The sequence below is a fragment of the Streptomyces sp. NPDC058955 genome (genome assembly GCF_042741435.1).
In the GTDB taxonomy this organism is placed as follows: Bacteria; Actinomycetota; Actinomycetes; order Streptomycetales; family Streptomycetaceae; genus Streptomyces.
Genome location: NZ_JBHYKM010000030.1, coordinates 1 through 15,791, shown reverse-complemented (window position 1 = coordinate 15,791; position 15,791 = coordinate 1). Strand labels below are relative to the sequence as shown.

The window sequence follows — 15,791 nt, the reverse complement described above, 5'->3', positions numbered from 1 at the left end:
CGACCCTGGGGGACCACCGTCCGGCCCGGAGGCGCCCATGCCGACCGCCCGCGAGGCCCTCCTCGACGCCGCCCGCACCGCCCTGGCCCGCCACTCCTGGTCCGCCGTCCGGATGGCCGACCTCGCCGTCGCCGCCCGGGTCTCCCGGCAGACCCTCTACAACGAGTTCGGCAGCAAGGAGGGGCTGGCCCGGGCCCTCGTCCGGCACGAGGCCGACGCCTACCTCGACGGGGTCCGCCGGCTGCTCGCCGCGCCCGAACCGTCCGCCCGCGACCTCGCCGCCGTCGCCGAGTGGACCGTCGCCCGGGCCGGCGACCGGCCGATACTGCGCTCGCTGCTCACCGGCGCCTGGACCGAGGGCCTGCCCCGGCCCCGCCCGGTCCGGCCGGGCGCCGCGCCCGCCCCCGTACCCGCGCAGCGGCGCGCCGACGCCGGGCCGCCGGCCCCGGGGGAGCTGCTCGCGTCGACCGCGCGCTGCGCGGGGGAGCGGTGGGCGGCCGGGTGCGAACTGGCCCTGCGGCTCGCCGTCAGCCATGTCGTCGCCCCGGCGCTCCCGCCGGAGGGTCAGTGCGCGGAGCCGGACAGCTGGAGGCCGATGACCCCCACGATGACGAAGCTGATCGAGACGATCTTGAGCGTGGAGACCAGGTCGCCGAGGAACACCATGCCGTAGATGGCGGTGCCCGCCGCGCCGATCCCCGTCCACACCGCGTACGCCGGACCCACGTCGAGCTTCTTCAGGGCGAGCGTCAGCAGCCCGAAGCTGCCCAGCGCGAAACAGGCGAAGGCGATCGTCGGCCACAACCGGGTGAACCCGTGCGAGAGCTTCAGGCAGACCGCGAAGCCCGTCTCCAGGAGCCCCGCGACCACCACCAGCAGCCACGCCATCGTTCCCGCCTCCCACCCGGTCGGATTGCTCGCACGTGTGCGGTTATGTCCATACCGGCCTGGAAGCGGGCGTAAACCCGGCGGGGGACGGGCCGGCGGGGGTCAGTCGCCCTCGCGGCGCTCGCGGGTGGAGAGCAGCCGCCGCAGCGAGTACAGCCGCGCCGGATCGGCGTGCCCCTCCGCCACCCAGGCGTCCAGCGCGCACTCTGGCTCGTCGTGGCTGCACGCGCGCGGGCAGTTCTCCGTGCCCGGCTCCAGGTCGGGGAAGGCGTGGATGACCCGGGACGGATCGACGTGGTGCAGACCGAAGGAGCGCACGCCCGGCGTGTCGATGACCCAGCCGTCCACCACGTCCAGCGGCAGCGCGAGCGCCGAGGTCGTGGTGTGCCGGCCGCGCCCGGTCACCGCGTTCACATGCCCGGTGACCCGCCGCTTCCCCTCCGGCACCAGCGCGTTGACCAGCGTCGTCTTGCCGACGCCGGAGTGGCCCACGAAGGCCGTCACCCGGCCGTCCAGGTGCTCCCGCACCCGGTCCGCCGCGCCGCCGTCGTACAGCTCCTCGCGGTTCACCACCACGTGCGGGATGTCCAGGTCGCCGTAGAGCTCCAGGAGCTTCTCAGGTGGGGCCAGGTCCGACTTGGTCAGCACCAGGAAGGGCTCCAGGCCGCCGTCGTACGCGGCCACCAGGCAGCGGTCGATCAGCCGGGGGCGCGGCTCGGGGTCGGCCAGCGCGGTCACGATCGCGAGCTGGTCGGCGTTGGCCACGACCACCCGCTCGTACGGGTCGTCGTCGTCGGCCGTGCGGCGCAGCACCGAGCTCCGCTCCCCGATCCGGACGATCCGGGCCAGCGTGTCCTTCTCGCCCGACAGGTCGCCCACCAGGGAGACCCGGTCGCCGACCACGGCCGCCTTGCGGCCCAGCTCGCGGGCCTTCATCGCCATCACGGTCCGGCCCTCGACCAGACAGGTCAGCCGGCCGCGGTCCACGGTGAGGACCAGGCCCTCGACGGCGTCCTCGTGCTTGGGGCGGATGCTGGTCCGGGGCCGGGTGCCCTTGCGGTTGGGCCGCTGGCGGATGTCGTCCTCGTCGGTGCGCTTGCCGTAGTGCCGCATCGTTCAGGCTCCGAGCATTTCGGTCCACATCCCCGGGAAGTCCGGCAAGGTCTTGGCCGTCGTGGCCACGTCCTCGATCTCCACGCCCGGCACGGCGAGGCCGATGATCGCGCCCGCGGTCGCCATCCGGTGGTCGTGGTACGTGTGGAAGACGCCGCCGCGCAGCGGGCGCGGGCGGATGTGCAGCCCGTCCTCGGTCTCGGTGACGTCGCCGCCGAGACCGTTGATCTCCCGGGTGAGCGCCGCCAGCCGGTCGGTCTCGTGGAGCCGCAGGTGCGCCACGCCGCGCAGGGTGGACGGGGAGTCGGCGAGGGCGGCGACGGCCGCGATGCCGGGGGTCAGCTCGCCGACCTCGCCCAGGTCCACGTCGATGCCGTGGATCCGGCCGGTGCCGGTGAAGGTGAGACCGGCGTCCGTGAGCTCGCAGGCGCCGCCCATCTCGGTGAAGATCCGGCGCAGCTCGTCGCCGGGCTGGGTGGTGCGGGCCGGCCAGTCCGGGACGGTCACCCGGCCGCCGGTGACCAGCGCGGCGGCCAGGAACGGCTGCGCGTTCGACAGGTCCGGCTCGACGACCAGGTCCCGGCCGCGCAGCGCCGACGGGGCGACCCGCCACACGTCCGGCTCGCCGCCGTGCTCCGGCTCGTCGACCTTGGCGCCCACCGCGCGCAGCATGTCCACGGTCATCCGGATGTGCGGCATCGACGGCAGCCGGCCGCCGACGTGCCGGACCTCGACGCCCTGGTTGAAGCGGGCGCCGGAGAGCAGCAGGGCGCTGACGAACTGGGAGGACGAGGAGGCGTCGATCTCGACGGTCCCGCCCTCCAGGCCGCCGGCGCCGTGCACGGTCATCGGGAGGGCGCCGCGGCCCTCGTCGTCGATCCGGGCGCCGAGGGCGCGCAGCGCGTCGATCACGCCGTGCAGCGGGCGCTCGTGGGAGCGGGGGTCGCCGTCGAAGCGGACCGGGCCGTCGGCGAGCGCGGCGACCGGCGGCAGGAAGCGCATCACGGTGCCCGCGTTGCCGACGTCGACGGTGGCGGCGCCGCGCAGCGGGGCGGGGATGATCCGCCAGGCCTCGCCGGTGGCGCCCGGGCCCCCCGCGGCGGAGGAGCTGGACGACACCGTCTCCTCGATCTTCACGCCCAGGGTGCGCAGGCCCTCGGCCATCAGGAGGGTGTCGCGGGAGCGGAGCGGGCGGCGCACCCAGCCGGGCTCGGCGGCGAGCGCGGCGAGCACCAGGGCGCGGTTGGTGACCGACTTCGAGCCCGGCACGGTCACGGTCGCGTCGACGGGGCCGCTCGCGTACGGAGCGGGCCAGAGGTCCGGGCCGACGGGGGCGGCGGGCTGCGACGGATCGGGGTGCGCGGGGGAAGCTGCGGTCATGCCCTCACTGTACGGGGGTGTCAGCGGCCGAGAAGCCAGGTGGCGCCGCCGATCAGGCAGCTGAGGGACACCGTGTGGAAGAAGGCCAGCCACACCCCGGCGGGCACGTGGGTGAGCCGGGAGAGCTGGTCGGCGTCCGAGTCGGGCGCCCCGCCGTGCCGGCGCTTCCCCTGCAGCTCGAAGGGCGGTCGTACCCCGCCGAGGAGCAGGAACCACACCACCGCGTACGCGAAGAGCGCCTGCACCTCCGGGGCCGCCAGCCAGGACACCAGGACGAAGAGCGCCCCGGTGAGGAGGACGGAGAGGATCCCGTACGCGTTGCGGACCATGACGAGCACGGCGAGCAGCAGCGCGGTCGCCACCCACAGCAGCACCGCGACCAGGCCGGCGCCGAGCAGCGCCGCCCCGCCGAGGCCGAGCAGCGGGGCCGCCGTGTAGCCGGCGGCCAGGGTGAGGACGACGCCGAGGCCGGTCGGGCGGCCCCGGGTGACGGTGAGGCCGCTGGTGTCGGAGTGCAGCCGGATCGCCATCAGCCGGCGGCGGCAGGCGAGCGCGACCAGGGCGTGGCCGCCCTCGTGGGCGATGGTGATCGCGTTCCGCGCGACCAGCCAGATCCGCCGGGGCACGGTGACGGCGAGCGCGGCGAGGCCGGTGGCGATCACCAGCCACTCCTCCGGGGCGGCCTGCGGGCTGAAGAGGTCCATCCTCCGGTCCGCTCCTCTCTGGCTCGGGGATCGTGGCAGTGTGGCACGTATGTGCGGACGTTATGCGGCGAGCCGGCGGCCCGAGGACCTCGTGGGCCTCTTCGGGATCGAGAAGTGGGAGCCGGAGGAGACCCTGGAGCAGGACTGGAACGTGGCCCCCACCAAGGAGGTCTACGCGGTCCTCGAACGCCCTGTGAAGGACGCGGAGACGCGCCGGCCGGTTCGCCAGCTGCGCGCCCTGAAGTGGGGACTGGTGCCGTCCTGGTCGAAGTCGCCGGAGGGCGCCGCCCGGATGATCAACGCCCGGGCCGAGACCGTGCACGAGAAGCCGTCCTTCAAGCGCGCCTTCCAGGCCCGCCGCTGCATCCTGCCCGCCGACGGCTATTACGAGTGGGTGACCGGCGCCGCCGAGCGCGACCTGGAGGTCGAGGGGAAGAAGAAGCGGCCCCGGAAGCAGCCGTACTTCGTGACCCCGGCGGACGGCTCGGTCTTCGCCATGGCCGGCCTCTACGAGTTCTGGCGCGACCCCGCGCTCCCGCCCGAGCACTCGGACGCCTGGTGGGCCACCTGCTCGGTGATCACCACCGAGGCGGAGACCGGCCCGCTCGGCGTGGCGCCCGCCGAGGGCCCCGGCACGCTCGCCGAGATCCACCCCCGGATGCCGCTGATGCTCACCGAGGACCGCTGGGACGCCTGGCTCGACCCGGCCACCACCGGTCTCGACGAGCTGCGCGCCCTGCTCGCCCCGCCGCCGGGCGGCCTGATGCGGGCCTACCCGGTCTCCACCGCCGTCAGCAACGTGCGCAACAACGGCCCCGAACTCCTCACCGAGCTGGCCGGACCCGAGGTCGGCACGCTCTTCTGAACGCGGCCCGGAGCGGACCGGGGCGGCAGGATGGGGAGGTGACGAAGATCGAGACCGTACCCACCGACGCCGGTGAGGCCCGCATCACATGGCACACCGCCCCCCGGGCCCGCCGCGTCCTCGCCCTCGGCCACGGCGCCGGCGGCGGCATCGAGGCCCGCGACCTGGCCGCCCTCGCCGCCGAGCTGCCCGCCCGGGGCGTCACCGTCGCCCTGGTCGAGCAGCCCTGGCGGGTCGCCGGGAAGAAGGTCGCGCCCGCGCCGAAGACCCTCGACACCGGCTGGCGCGGCCTCTGGCCGGCCCTCGCGGCGCCCGGCCTCCCGGTCGTCGCGGGCGGCCGCAGCGCCGGGGCCCGGGTGGCCTGCCGGACCGGCGCGGAGCTCGGCGCCGCCGCCGTCCTCGCGCTGAGCTTCCCGCTCCACCCGCCGGGCCGGCCGGAGAGCTCCCGCGCCGCGGAACTCCTCGGCACCGGGCTGCCCACCCTGGTGGTCCAGGGCGGCAACGACCCCTTCGGACGGCCGGACGAGTTCCCGGCCGGAGGCACGTACGAACTGGTCGAGGTCCCCCACGGCGACCACGGCTTCGCCGTCGCCAAGCGGGCGCCGATCGGCCAGGACGAGGCCGTCGGGCGGATCGTCGCGAGCGTCGCGGACTGGCTCGCCGCCCTGCGCTGAACCCCGCCCGGGGCCCGGGAATGCGGGGGCCCCGGGTGCTGTTGTGGAGAGCGTCGGTGTGAGAAGCGAGAGAGGGAGTCCGTCGCATGGGTTCGACCATCTGCCCGGAGCGGGCGAGGTCCGCGGAGCTCGACTGGACCGTGCTGCCCGCGCCCAAGGCCGCCCCGATTCGGGCGGCGGGCGGAGCCGTTCCTCGTCTATCCTCCGAGACGAGCGGGTCCGGCACCGGCCCCGTCACCGCGCTGGAGGAGGTGGGTCCGGTCACTGGGACCGACACAGGGACCGACGACGGCCCCGAGGAGACGACCGAGGAGCGCAACGCGCGCTTCGAGCGGGACGCCCTCGGCTACCTCGACCAGATGTACTCGGCCGCGCTGCGGATGACGCGCAACCCCGCGGACGCCGAGGACCTGGTGCAGGAGACCTACGCGAAGGCGTACGGCTCCTTCCACCAGTTCCGCGAGGGCACCAACCTCAAGGCGTGGCTGTACCGCATCCTCACCAACACCTTCATCAACTCGTACCGCAAGAAGCAGCGTGAGCCCCAGCGCAGCGCCGCCGAGGAGATCGAGGACTGGCAGCTCGCCCGCGCCGAGTCGCACATGTCGACCGGTCTGCGCTCCGCCGAGTCGCAGGCGCTCGACCACCTCCCCGACTCGGACGTGAAGGAAGCGCTCCAGGCGATCCCCGAGGAGTTCCGCATCGCGGTCTACCTCGCCGATGTCGAGGGCTTTGCCTACAAGGAGATCGCCGACATCATGGGGACCCCCATCGGTACGGTGATGTCCCGCCTGCACCGGGGCCGCCGCCAGCTCCGCGGCATGCTCGAGGACTACGCCCGCGAGCGTGGCCTCGTCCCCGCCGGCGCCGGAGAGTCGTCCAAGGATCTGAAAGGCGCGGACTCATGAGCTGCGGAGACCCGCACGAGACGGATTGCTCGGAAGTCCTGGATCATCTCTACGAGTTCCTCGACCGAGAGATGCCCGACGGTGAATGCACCAAGTTCGAGGTGCACTTCGAGGAGTGCTCCCCGTGCCTGGAGAAGTACGGCCTCGAACAGGCGGTGAAGAAGCTCGTCAAGCGCTGCTGCGGCAGCGACGACGTCCCCACCGACCTGCGGGCCAAGGTCATGGGCCGGATCGACCTGATCCGCGCCGGGCACCTGGTGCCCGAGCAGGACGCCGTCACCTCGGAGAGCCCGGCCCCGCAGACCCCGGCCGCCCAGGAGTGACCGCACGGGTGTGCGGGCACCCGCCCGCGCACTCGTCAGCTTGTATCACCCGATGGTAGGAATCGACGGCGGCCCGCCTCACGCGGCCGCCGTCCTCGCTAGCGTGACCGCGTGACGGTCGTGAAGCCCCTCCCGCGAACGGCCCGCGCGTACATCGTCTGCGCCGCCCTCGGCGCCGGAGCGTGCGCCCTGCCCGCACTCCTCCCCCCGTCGCCCACCCCCTGGGCGACGGCCGGACTCCTCGCCGCCCTGTACGCGCTCTGCGAGCTGCCCGCCCGCTGCCGCCTCCTCGGCCGCGCCCTCGGCGGCTCCGTCCCCATGGGCACCGGCTCCTTCTTCCCGGTCCTCCTCGCCGCCGCCCTGCTGCTGCCCCCGGCCGCCGCCGCGCTCACCGCACTCCCCGGCGGGCTCCTCGCCCGCGTCGACGAACCCCCGGCCGGCTGGCGCCGCGCCTGGCGCGCCGCCGCCACCGCCCTCGCCGCCTGGGCCGCCGCCCACACCGCCCGCGCCCTCGGCACCCCCGCCGCCCTCGGCACCGGCGCCCCCGGCACCGGCGGACCGGACATGCCCCACGCGTTACTCGGCGCCCTCGCGGCCGCCCTCGTCTTCTGCCTCGCCCTCACCGCCCTCGACGGCGGCATCCGCGCCACCGCCGACGGCCTCCCGCTCCGCGCCGCCTGGCGCGGCCTCCTCGGCCGGGCCCTCGCCCCCCACCTCGTCCACGGCCTCGCCGGACTCATGATGGGCGTCCTCTGGCGCAGCGCCCACGGCCCCGCCGCCGCCCTCCTCGTCCTGCTGCCGATGTACCTCTCCTGCTGGGTCTTCGCCCAGTACCACCGCGAGCGCGCCGCCCACCAGGCCACCATCCGCGCCCTCGTCCAGGCCGTCGACATCAAGGACAGCTACACCCGCGGCCACAGCGAACGTGTCGGCCACGCCTCCGTCCTGATCGCCCGTGAGCTCGGCATGGACGGCGACCGCCTCGACACCGTCCGCTTCGCCGGCATCCTCCACGACGTCGGCAAGCTCGGCGTCCCCACCCGCGTCCTCCGCAAGGACGGCCCGCTCACCCCCGAGGAGCGCCGGATCATCGAACTCCACCCCGAGTACGGCCACGAGATGATCCGCGGCATCGGCTTCCTCGGCGAGGCCCGCGACGCCGTCCTCCACCACCACGAACGGATCGACGGCAGCGGCTACCCCTACGGGCTGCGCGGCGAGGAGATCCCCGAATGCGCCCGGGTCGTCGCCGTCGCCGACGCCTTCGACGCCATGACCTCCACCCGCTCCTACAGCCGCGCCCGGCCCGTCGCCACCGCCCTCGCCGAACTGCGGCGGTGCGCCGGCAGCCAGTTCGACCCCCGGATGGTCGACGCCCTGGTCAGCGCCCTCGCCCGGGACGGCTGGCAGACCGCCGTCACCGCCGACGAACCCGACGCCCAGGTGCCCGCCCCCCGCACCCCCGGCCCGCTCACCGCCAAGACCCAGGAGCCCGCATGAGACCCGGGGCGGTCACCGTCGGCGCCGTCCACGGCGCCGCCCTCCTCCTCGGCGCGGCCGGCCTCGCCCACACCCTCTGGCACGGCCTCGCCGAACCCGGCAACGCCCTCGCCTTCGGCACCCTCATCGCCCTCGGCGAGCTGGCCCGCCGCGGCGCCCACCCCGGAGAACGCGAACCCGCCCCGCTCGCCGCCGCCGGCGCCCTCGCCTACGCCCTGCTCGGCGACGACGCCGGCGCCGCCACCACCCACGGCGTCCTCCAGATCGTCGCCGTCGTCTGCGCCGGCGGACTCGCCGGCATCGTGCCCCACATCGCCCGCGGCCACGGCCCCGACCTCGACCACCTCGCCCGCCGGGTCCTCACCGTCGGCTTCGCCGCCCTCTGCTTCCAGCCGCTCTACAACTCCGGCACCGTCACCGGACACCTCGGCCTCGGCGCCGCCTACGCCCTCTTCCTGGTCCTCGTCCTCGGACTGACCGGCCTCTGCGACGCCGTCCTCGCCGCCCTGCTGCTCCGCGCCCGCACCGCCTACCCGTACGGCCCCCTCCTCCGCGACGAGCTGCGCGCCCTCCTCGGCGTCGGCTCCGCCGTCTGCGCCACCGGCGTCGTCATGGCCCTCGGCGTCGGCGCCGCCGGACTCTGGGCGCTCCCCGTCCTCGCCGTGCCCCTCCTGCTCACCCAGGTCTCCTTCCGGCGGTACGCGGCCGTCCGCACCGTCAACCGGCAGACCATCGCCTCCCTCGCCCGGGCGACCGAGATCGCCGGCTGCACCCCGCCCGGCCACGCCCGCCGGGTCGCCGCCCTCTCCACCGCCGTCGGCCGCGAGCTGGGCCTCGGCGGCAACGAGCTGACCGTCCTGGAGTACGCCGCCCTCATGCACGACATCGGACAGCTCTCCCTGGTCGACCCCGTCGCCGGCGGCGCCACCGCGCTGCTCCCCGCCGAGGACCAGCGGCGGATCGCCCTCCTCGGCGGCGAGGTGGTCCGGATGACCGGCGTCCCCGCCGCCGTCGCCCAGGTCGTCGAGCGGCAGGCCGACCCGTACCGCGAGCAGCCCCTGCCCGCCCGGATCGTCCGCGCCGTGAACGCCTACGACGACCTCGCCGGAGAGGGCGCGGCGGCCGCCCTCGAAGCCCTGGAGCTGCTCCGGCTCGGCACCGCCCGCGACTACCACCCCGAGGTCGTCGCCTGCCTGGCCAGGGTCCTGGCCCGCGGCGGAACCCCTGGGGTGACCTCGGTCCCCACGGGGTAACCCATGGGTAATGAGCGCGCGTCCGACCCGGCATGGTTGGATGCGAACAAGAGGGTGAAGCGACCGGGCAGGCGGGAATCGTGAGGATCTTCGGGAAGGTACGGCATCGGCCCTCCGCCTCGTGGCGGCAGGCCACCGACCGCGCGTTCACGCTGATCGGCGACGGACGGTACGAGGACGCGGGCGCGCTGCTCACCCGGGCGGCCGATCTGGAGCCCTGGCTCTCCGAGTCCTGGTTCAACCTGGCGCTGCTCCACAAGTTCCGGCACGACTGGGAGCAGGCCCGCGCCGCCGGACTGCGGGCCGTGGCCCTGCTCGACAAGGAGACCGGCGCCCCCGACTGGTGGAACGTCGGCATCGCCGCCACCGCCCTCCAGGACTGGCCGCTGGCCCGCCGCGCCTGGCAGGCGTACGGACTGAAGGTCCCGGGCGCCTCCTCCGCCACCGGCGAGCCCGCCGGCATGGAGCTGGGCAGCGCCGCCGTGCGGCTCTCGCCGGAGGGCGAGGCCGAGGTGGTGTGGGGCCGCCGGCTCGACCCGGCCCGCATCGAGGTCCTCTCCATCCCGCTGCCGTCCTCCGGCCGCCGCTGGGGCGAGGTCGTCCTCCACGACGGCGTCCCGAACGGCGAGCGCACCACCACCGCCGGCCCCTCCTACCCGGTCTTCGACGAGATCGAGCTGTGGGCCCCGTCGCCCGTCCCCACCTGGGTCGTCCTCCTGGAGGCCGCCACCGAGGCCGACCGGGACGCCCTGGAGCAGCTGGCCGCCGAGGCCGGCTTCGCCGCCGAGGACTGGTCGTCTTCGGTACGGCTCCTCTGCCGGGCCTGCTCCGAGTCGACCATGCCCAGCGCCGAGGGCGAGGGCGACCACGTCGACCCGCACGACCACAGCGAGCCCGGCCACCCCGGACCGCTCGGCCACCGCTCGCCCGGCGAGCTGTGGGTGCCCGAGCGGGAGTGCGGCATCGCCGCCCCGGCCGACCTGGTCCGCGGCCTCCTCGACGGCTGGGTCGCCGACAGCCCCGACAGCCGGGAATGGCGCGATCTCGAAGAGGTCTGCTGAGCCTTCCGCCCCGGCCCCGTAGGCTGTCCCTGACGGAATCGGGTTTTCAGGAAGGCGCGGCGGCACATGGCGCAGCAGGAGACGGGCGAGCAGATCTTCACGGGCTACGCCCTGGACGACGACGGCTACATCGTGGACACGGAGGACTGCGAGGCGCGCGAGCTCGCCCACCGTGAGCGCGGCACCTCCCGTCCGATCACGGTCGTCGGCAACCCGGTGCTGCACCACGAGTGCAAGGACGTCACCGAGTTCGGCCCCGAACTCGCGGCCCTGGTCGACGACATGTTCGCCAGCCAGAAGACCGCCGAGGGCGTCGGCCTCGCCGCCAACCAGATCGGCGTCGGCCTCAAGGTCTTCGTCTACGACTGCCCCGACGACGAGGGCGTCCGCCACACCGGGCACGTGATCAACCCGGTGCTCCAGGAGCTCCCGGCCGACCGCCGCCACCTCGACGACTCCAACGAGGGCTGCCTCTCGGTCCCCACCGCGTACGCCTCCCTGGCCCGCCCGGACTTCGCCGAGGTCCACGGCCAGGACCTGCACGGCAACCCCATCAAGGTCCGCGGCACCGGCTACTTCGCCCGCTGCCTCCAGCACGAGACGGACCACCTGTACGGCTTCCTGTACATCGACAAGCTCTCCAAGCGCGACCGCAAGGACGCCCTCCGCCAGATGGAGGAGGGCACCCCGCGCTACCCGGTCGTCGCCAACGACTGACCGGCCCCGGGTCACGCCGAAGGGCCCCGCACTCGACCGAGTGCGGGGCCCTCTCGCGTGTCCGGACGGACTAGAAGTCCTCGTCCAGGTCGACCGTGCCCTCGACCGCCACCTGGTAGGCGGAGGGGCGGCGCTCGAAGAAGTTGGTGAGCTCCTGGACGCCCTGGAGCTCCATGAAGGCGAACGGGTTCTCGGAGCCGTAGACCGGGGGGAAGCCGAGGCGCTGGAGGCGCTGGTCGGCGACGCACTGGAGGTACTCGCGCATCGACTCGGTGTTCATGCCCGGCAGGCCGTCGCCGCACAGGTCGCGGCCGAACTGGAGCTCCGCCTCGACGGCCTCCTTCAGCATGTCCGTGACCTGCTGCTGGAGGGCGTCGTCGAAGAGCTCCGGCTCCTCCTTGCGGACCGTGTCCACGACCTCGAAGGCGAAGTTCATGTGCATGGTCTCGTCGCGGAACACCCAGTTGGTGCCGGTCGCCAGGCCGTGCAGCAGGCCGCGGGAGCGGAACCAGTAGACGTACGCGAAGGCGCCGTAGAAGAACAGGCCCTCGATGCAGGCGGCGAAGCAGATCAGGTTGAGCAGGAAGCGGCGGCGGTCGGCAGCCGTCTCCAGCTTCTCGATCTTCTCGACCGAGTCCATCCACGTGAAGCAGAACTGGGCCTTCTCGCGGATCGACGGGATGTTCTCCACCGCGGCGAAGGCCGCCGCCCGGTCGTCCGGGTCGGGGAGGTAGGTGTCCAGGAGGGTCAGGTAGAACTGGACGTGGACGGCCTCCTCGAAGAGCTGGCGGCTCAGGTAGAGGCGCGCCTCCGGGGAGTTGATGTGCTTGTAGAGCGTCAGGACCAGGTTGTTCGCCACGATCGAGTCGCCCGTCGCGAAGAACGCGACCAGTCGGCCGATCATGTGCTGCTCGCCGGGGGTGAGCTTGGCGAGGTCGGCGACGTCCGAGTGGAGGTCGACCTCCTCGACGGTCCAGGTGTTCTTGATCGCGTCCCGGTAGCGCTCGTAGAAGTCCGGGTAGCGCATCGGACGGAGGGTCAGTTCGAAGCCCGGGTCCAGCAGGTTCTTGTTCTCGGTGGAGCTCATCACTGGCAGGCCTCGCAGGACTCGGGGTTCTCAAGGGAGCAGGCGAGCGCTTCCGCGTCGGTGGCCTGCTGGACGGGGATGGGGTTGGCGGCCGGCGCCGACGCCTGGGCGGCGCGGGCGATCCGGGTCGCCGGGCGGGAGCGCAGGTAGTACGTCGTCTTCAGGCCCTGCTTCCAGGCGTACGCGTACATCGACGACAGCTTGCCGATCGTCGGCGTCTCCATGAACAGGTTCAGGGACTGGCTCTGGTCGAGGAAGGGGGTCCGCGCCGCCGCCATGTCGATGAGCCCGCGCTGCGGGATCTCCCAGGCCGTGCGGTACAGCTCGCGCACCTCGGCCGGGACCCAGTTGAAGCCGGCCACCGAGCCGTTGGCGTCGCGCAGCGCCTCGCGGGTCTGCGCGTCCCACACGCCGAGCTGCTTCAGCTCGTCGACCAGGTACGAGTTGACCTGGAGGAACTCGCCGGACAGCGTCTCGCGCTTGAACAGGTTGGAGACCTGCGGCTCGATGCACTCGTAGACGCCGGCGATCGAGGCGATCGTCGCGGTCGGCGCGATGGCGAGGAGCAGGGAGTTGCGCATGCCGACGGCGGCGATCCGCTCGCGCAGCGCCGCCCAGCGCTCCGGCCAGTTCAGCTCGACGTCGTAGTGGTCGGGGTGCAGCACGCCCTGGGCCGCGCGGGTCTTCTCCCAGGCGGGGAGCGGGCCGTTGCGCTCGGCGAGGTCGGCGGACGCCTCGTACGCGGCGAGCATGATGCGCTCGGCGATCCGCGTCGACAGGGCACGCGCCTCGGCGGAGTCGAAGGGCAGCCGCAGCTTGAAGAAGACGTCCTGGAGGCCCATCGCGCCCAGGCCGACCGGACGCCAGCGGGCGTTGGAGTTCCCGGCCTGCTCGGTCGGGTAGAAGTTGATGTCCACGACCCGGTCGAGGAAGGTGACGGCCGTGCGGACGGTCGCGTCCAGGCGCTCCCAGTCGATGTCCGAACCGACCACGAACGCGCCCAGGTTGACCGAGCCGAGGTTGCAGACGGCCGTCTCGCCGTCGTCGGTGACCTCGATGATCTCGGTGCAGAGGTTGGAGGAGTGGACGACGCTGCCGGGCTCGGCGGTCTGGTTGGCCGTGCGGTTGGAGGCGTCCTTGAAGGTCATCCAGCCGTTGCCGGTCTGGGCCAGGGTCCGCATCATCCGGCCGTACAGGTCGCGGGCCGGGATCGTCCGGCGGGCCAGGCCCTTCGCCTCGGCGGCGCGGTAGGCGGCGTCGAAGTCCTCGCCCCACAGGTCGACCAGCTCGGGCACGTCGGCGGGGGAGAAGAGCGACCACTCGGCGTCGGCGTTGACCCGGCGCATGAACTCGTCCGGGATCCAGTGGGCGAGGTTCAGGTTGTGGGTGCGGCGGGCGTCCTCGCCGGTGTTGTCGCGGAGCTCCAGGAACTCCTCGATGTCCGCGTGCCAGGTCTCCAGGTAGACGGCGGCGGCGCCCTTGCGGCGGCCGCCCTGGTTCACGGCGGCGACCGAGGCGTCGAGCGTCTTCAGGAACGGCACGATGCCGTTGGAGTGGCCGTTGGTGCCGCGGATCAGCGAACCGCGCGAGCGGATCCGCGAGTAGGACAGGCCGATGCCGCCCGCGTGCTTCGACAGGCGCGCGACCTGGTGGTAGCGGTCGTAGATCGAGTCCAGCTCGTCCTGCGGGGAGTCCAGGAGGTAGCAGGAGGACATCTGCGGGTGGCGGGTGCCGGAGTTGAAGAGCGTGGGGGAGGAGGGCAGGTAGTCGAGCCGGCTCATCAGCCCGTACAGCGCCGCCACCTCGTCCAGCGCGCGGACCGAGTCGTCCTCGGCGAGGCCGGCCGCCACCCGGAGCATGAAGTGCTGCGGGGTCTCGATCACCTTGCGGGTGATCGGGTGGCGCAGCAGGTAGCGGGAGTACAGGGTGCGCAGGCCGAAGTAGCCGAAGCGGTCGTCGGCGGCCGGGTCGATCAGCGCGTCCAGGCGGGCGGCGTGCAGCGCGACGAAGTCGGCGGTGCGGTCGGCGATCAGGCCCTCGCGGTGGCCGGTGGCGACCGAGGCGGAGAAGGAGACCGCGCCCTGCCCGGCCGCCTCCTCGGCGATCGTGAGGGTGAGCAGGCGGGCGGCGAGCCGGGAGTAGGCGGGGTCCTCGGAGATGAGACCGGCGGCGGCCTCGGTGGCCAGTTCGCGCAGCTCCGCCTCGTCCGAACCGGCGTGCCGGCCGCGCAGGGCGGCGGCGGCGACCCGGCCGGGGTCGGTGTCGGTGAGGTCGGCGGTGAGGTCGGTCAGGGTCCGCAGCAGTACGGTCCCGGGGCCGTCGCTCTCGATCGCGGCGGCCTCGGCGGCTGACGGACCCGCAGGCGCGATGGTCACGTGGGGGCTCTCCCTCGCTCGGCCCGGGGCCACGGCGGGGGAGGGGCGGGCGGGCGCATCCGTACGCGCGGAAGCGCCCGCGTCCACCGGCCCATTCCGCGAGGCCCGGACGTCGTCGGCACCCGGAACGGACGGACCGGGCGCACTGCGCGCGGGTGCTCGGACTCGCCGCGTGCGGAAAAGCGCACGAAGCACACCGTTGCGGGACAGTTCCGGATTCGCACCGGATTCCCCTGCGTCGACAGCGAGGACGAGCATACATGTGGGGGGCGCCGATCACGGCACCCCCCACATGTTGTGTCCCCGGTCGCTCCTGTGTTCAGAGTTCCAGGGCGAGGACGAGCAGCGGCGACAGCTCGGGCACCGGGCTCCAGTCCCGTTCGGGCAGGCGGGTGAAGCCGATCCGCCGGTAGATCCGGTGCGCCTCGGCCATCCGGTCCTGGGTGGAGAGCAGCAGCCGGGAGCAGCCGTCCAGGGCCCGGGCGCGCTCGACGCAGGCCCGGACGAGCGCCTCGCCGACGCCCCGGCCGCGGGCCGCGCGGGCGACGGCCAGGAGCCGGAACTCGGCCTCGCCGGGGCCGGCGACGTCCGCCCACTCGCCGCCGCCGGCCGTGAAGGTCACCCCGCCGAGCAGCTGTCCGTCGCCGTCGACGGCGACCAGCACCTCGGCCTCGACGGCCCGCCGGGCCACGTCCTTCATCACCGGCAGGTAGTCGTCGTCCTCGCCGAAGGTGAGGTGGCCGTCGTCGAGGTAGGCCCGCGCGGTGATCTCGCCGAGTTCCTCGTACTCCTCGGGCCGTACGGCCCTGATCGTGAAGTCCATGCCGGGCAGTCTGCCCGGGCGGACGGGGCGAGGGGGCCGGGGGTTTCCCCCCCCGGCCCCCCCCCCGGCGCGGTGTTCCCGCACCCCCCGGGACAGGCCCCCCCCCCCCCCCCCGGCGGG

General features: G+C 73.9%; 16 protein-coding genes and 1 riboswitch. Of the genes, 9 read left to right on the top strand and 7 right to left on the bottom strand.

Annotation, left to right across the window (positions count from 1 at the left end; genetic code table 11):
• The first annotated feature begins 37 nt into the window (after window positions 1-37).
• Window positions 38-673, top strand: coding sequence for a TetR/AcrR family transcriptional regulator (locus tag ACFW1I_RS14595; protein WP_384669746.1), 636 nt, complete (start codon window positions 38-40; stop codon window positions 671-673).
• Here the strand turns inward: ACFW1I_RS14595 and ACFW1I_RS14590 are convergent.
• The 4 genes from ACFW1I_RS14590 to ACFW1I_RS14575 all read right to left on the bottom strand — a co-directional run bounded on the left by ACFW1I_RS14590 (window position 565) and on the right by ACFW1I_RS14575 (window position 4,085).
• Complete coding sequence (locus ACFW1I_RS14590; RefSeq protein ID WP_189975731.1) at window positions 565-888, bottom strand: multidrug efflux SMR transporter; 324 nt, start codon at window positions 886-888, stop codon at window positions 565-567. The genes ACFW1I_RS14595 and ACFW1I_RS14590 overlap by 109 nt on opposite strands.
• Window positions 889-990: 102 nt before the next feature.
• Window positions 991-2,001, bottom strand: a complete 1,011-nt coding sequence (gene rsgA, locus ACFW1I_RS14585; protein ID WP_384669745.1) for a ribosome small subunit-dependent GTPase A — start codon at window positions 1,999-2,001, stop codon at window positions 991-993.
• 3 nt (window positions 2,002-2,004) lie between these two features.
• A complete protein-coding gene (aroA, locus tag ACFW1I_RS14580) occupies window positions 2,005-3,381 on the bottom strand; it encodes a 3-phosphoshikimate 1-carboxyvinyltransferase (RefSeq protein ID WP_384669743.1) in 1,377 nt (458 codons plus the stop codon).
• Window positions 3,382-3,401: 20 nt separating this feature from the next.
• Window positions 3,402-4,085, bottom strand: a complete 684-nt coding sequence (locus ACFW1I_RS14575; RefSeq protein WP_384669741.1) for a M50 family metallopeptidase — start codon at window positions 4,083-4,085, stop codon at window positions 3,402-3,404.
• A 49-nt stretch (window positions 4,086-4,134) separates the two neighbouring features.
• Here ACFW1I_RS14575 and ACFW1I_RS14570 point away from each other — a divergent pair, with 49 nt between their 5' ends.
• The 8 genes from ACFW1I_RS14570 to def all read left to right on the top strand — a co-directional run bounded on the left by ACFW1I_RS14570 (window position 4,135) and on the right by def (window position 11,386).
• On the top strand, window positions 4,135-4,950 hold the full coding sequence (locus ACFW1I_RS14570) for an SOS response-associated peptidase (RefSeq protein WP_384669740.1): 816 nt from the start codon (window positions 4,135-4,137) through the stop codon (window positions 4,948-4,950).
• 38 nt (window positions 4,951-4,988) lie between these two features.
• On the top strand, window positions 4,989-5,624 hold the full coding sequence (locus ACFW1I_RS14565) for an alpha/beta family hydrolase (protein WP_384669739.1): 636 nt from the start codon (window positions 4,989-4,991) through the stop codon (window positions 5,622-5,624).
• A 251-nt stretch (window positions 5,625-5,875) separates the two neighbouring features.
• Window positions 5,876-6,532, top strand: a complete 657-nt coding sequence (locus tag ACFW1I_RS14560; RefSeq protein WP_030492724.1) for a sigma-70 family RNA polymerase sigma factor — start codon at window positions 5,876-5,878, stop codon at window positions 6,530-6,532.
• Window positions 6,529-6,855 (top strand): mycothiol system anti-sigma-R factor, encoded by a 327-nt coding sequence (gene rsrA / locus ACFW1I_RS14555; RefSeq protein WP_384669737.1) that lies wholly within the window; start codon window positions 6,529-6,531, stop codon window positions 6,853-6,855. Before ACFW1I_RS14560 ends, rsrA begins: the two co-directional genes overlap by 4 nt.
• 120 nt (window positions 6,856-6,975) lie before the next feature.
• Window positions 6,976-8,355: an HD-GYP domain-containing protein gene (locus ACFW1I_RS14550; RefSeq protein WP_384669818.1), complete on the top strand. Its 1,380-nt coding sequence runs from the start codon at window positions 6,976-6,978 to the stop codon at window positions 8,353-8,355.
• The gene (locus ACFW1I_RS14545; protein WP_384669736.1) at window positions 8,352-9,608 is read left to right on the top strand and encodes an HD-GYP domain-containing protein; all 1,257 of its coding nucleotides are present in this window, start codon (window positions 8,352-8,354) and stop codon (window positions 9,606-9,608) included. The genes ACFW1I_RS14550 and ACFW1I_RS14545 overlap by 4 nt, the downstream gene beginning before the upstream one ends.
• Window positions 9,609-9,688: 80 nt before the next feature.
• A complete protein-coding gene (locus ACFW1I_RS14540) occupies window positions 9,689-10,669 on the top strand; it encodes a hypothetical protein (protein ID WP_031013187.1) in 981 nt (326 codons plus the stop codon).
• 66 nt (window positions 10,670-10,735) lie between these two features.
• Window positions 10,736-11,386 (top strand): peptide deformylase, encoded by a 651-nt coding sequence (def, locus tag ACFW1I_RS14535; RefSeq protein WP_384669735.1) that lies wholly within the window; start codon window positions 10,736-10,738, stop codon window positions 11,384-11,386.
• Window positions 11,387-11,456: 70 nt separating this feature from the next.
• On the opposite strand, the gene ACFW1I_RS14530 is transcribed toward def, so the two are convergent.
• The 3 genes from ACFW1I_RS14530 to ACFW1I_RS14520 form a co-directional block, all read right to left on the bottom strand.
• Window positions 11,457-12,473, bottom strand: a complete 1,017-nt coding sequence (locus ACFW1I_RS14530; protein ID WP_384669733.1) for a ribonucleotide-diphosphate reductase subunit beta — start codon at window positions 12,471-12,473, stop codon at window positions 11,457-11,459.
• Window positions 12,473-14,848: a ribonucleoside-diphosphate reductase subunit alpha gene (locus ACFW1I_RS14525; RefSeq protein ID WP_384669731.1), complete on the bottom strand. Its 2,376-nt coding sequence runs from the start codon at window positions 14,846-14,848 to the stop codon at window positions 12,473-12,475. The genes ACFW1I_RS14530 and ACFW1I_RS14525 overlap by 1 nt, the downstream gene beginning before the upstream one ends.
• Window positions 14,849-14,980: 132 nt before the next feature.
• A riboswitch (cobalamin riboswitch) is annotated at window positions 14,981-15,119 on the bottom strand.
• Between the two features lie 48 nt (window positions 15,120-15,167).
• Complete coding sequence (locus tag ACFW1I_RS14520; protein ID WP_384669730.1) at window positions 15,168-15,671, bottom strand: GNAT family N-acetyltransferase; 504 nt, start codon at window positions 15,669-15,671, stop codon at window positions 15,168-15,170.
• Between the last annotated feature and the right edge of the window lie 120 nt (window positions 15,672-15,791).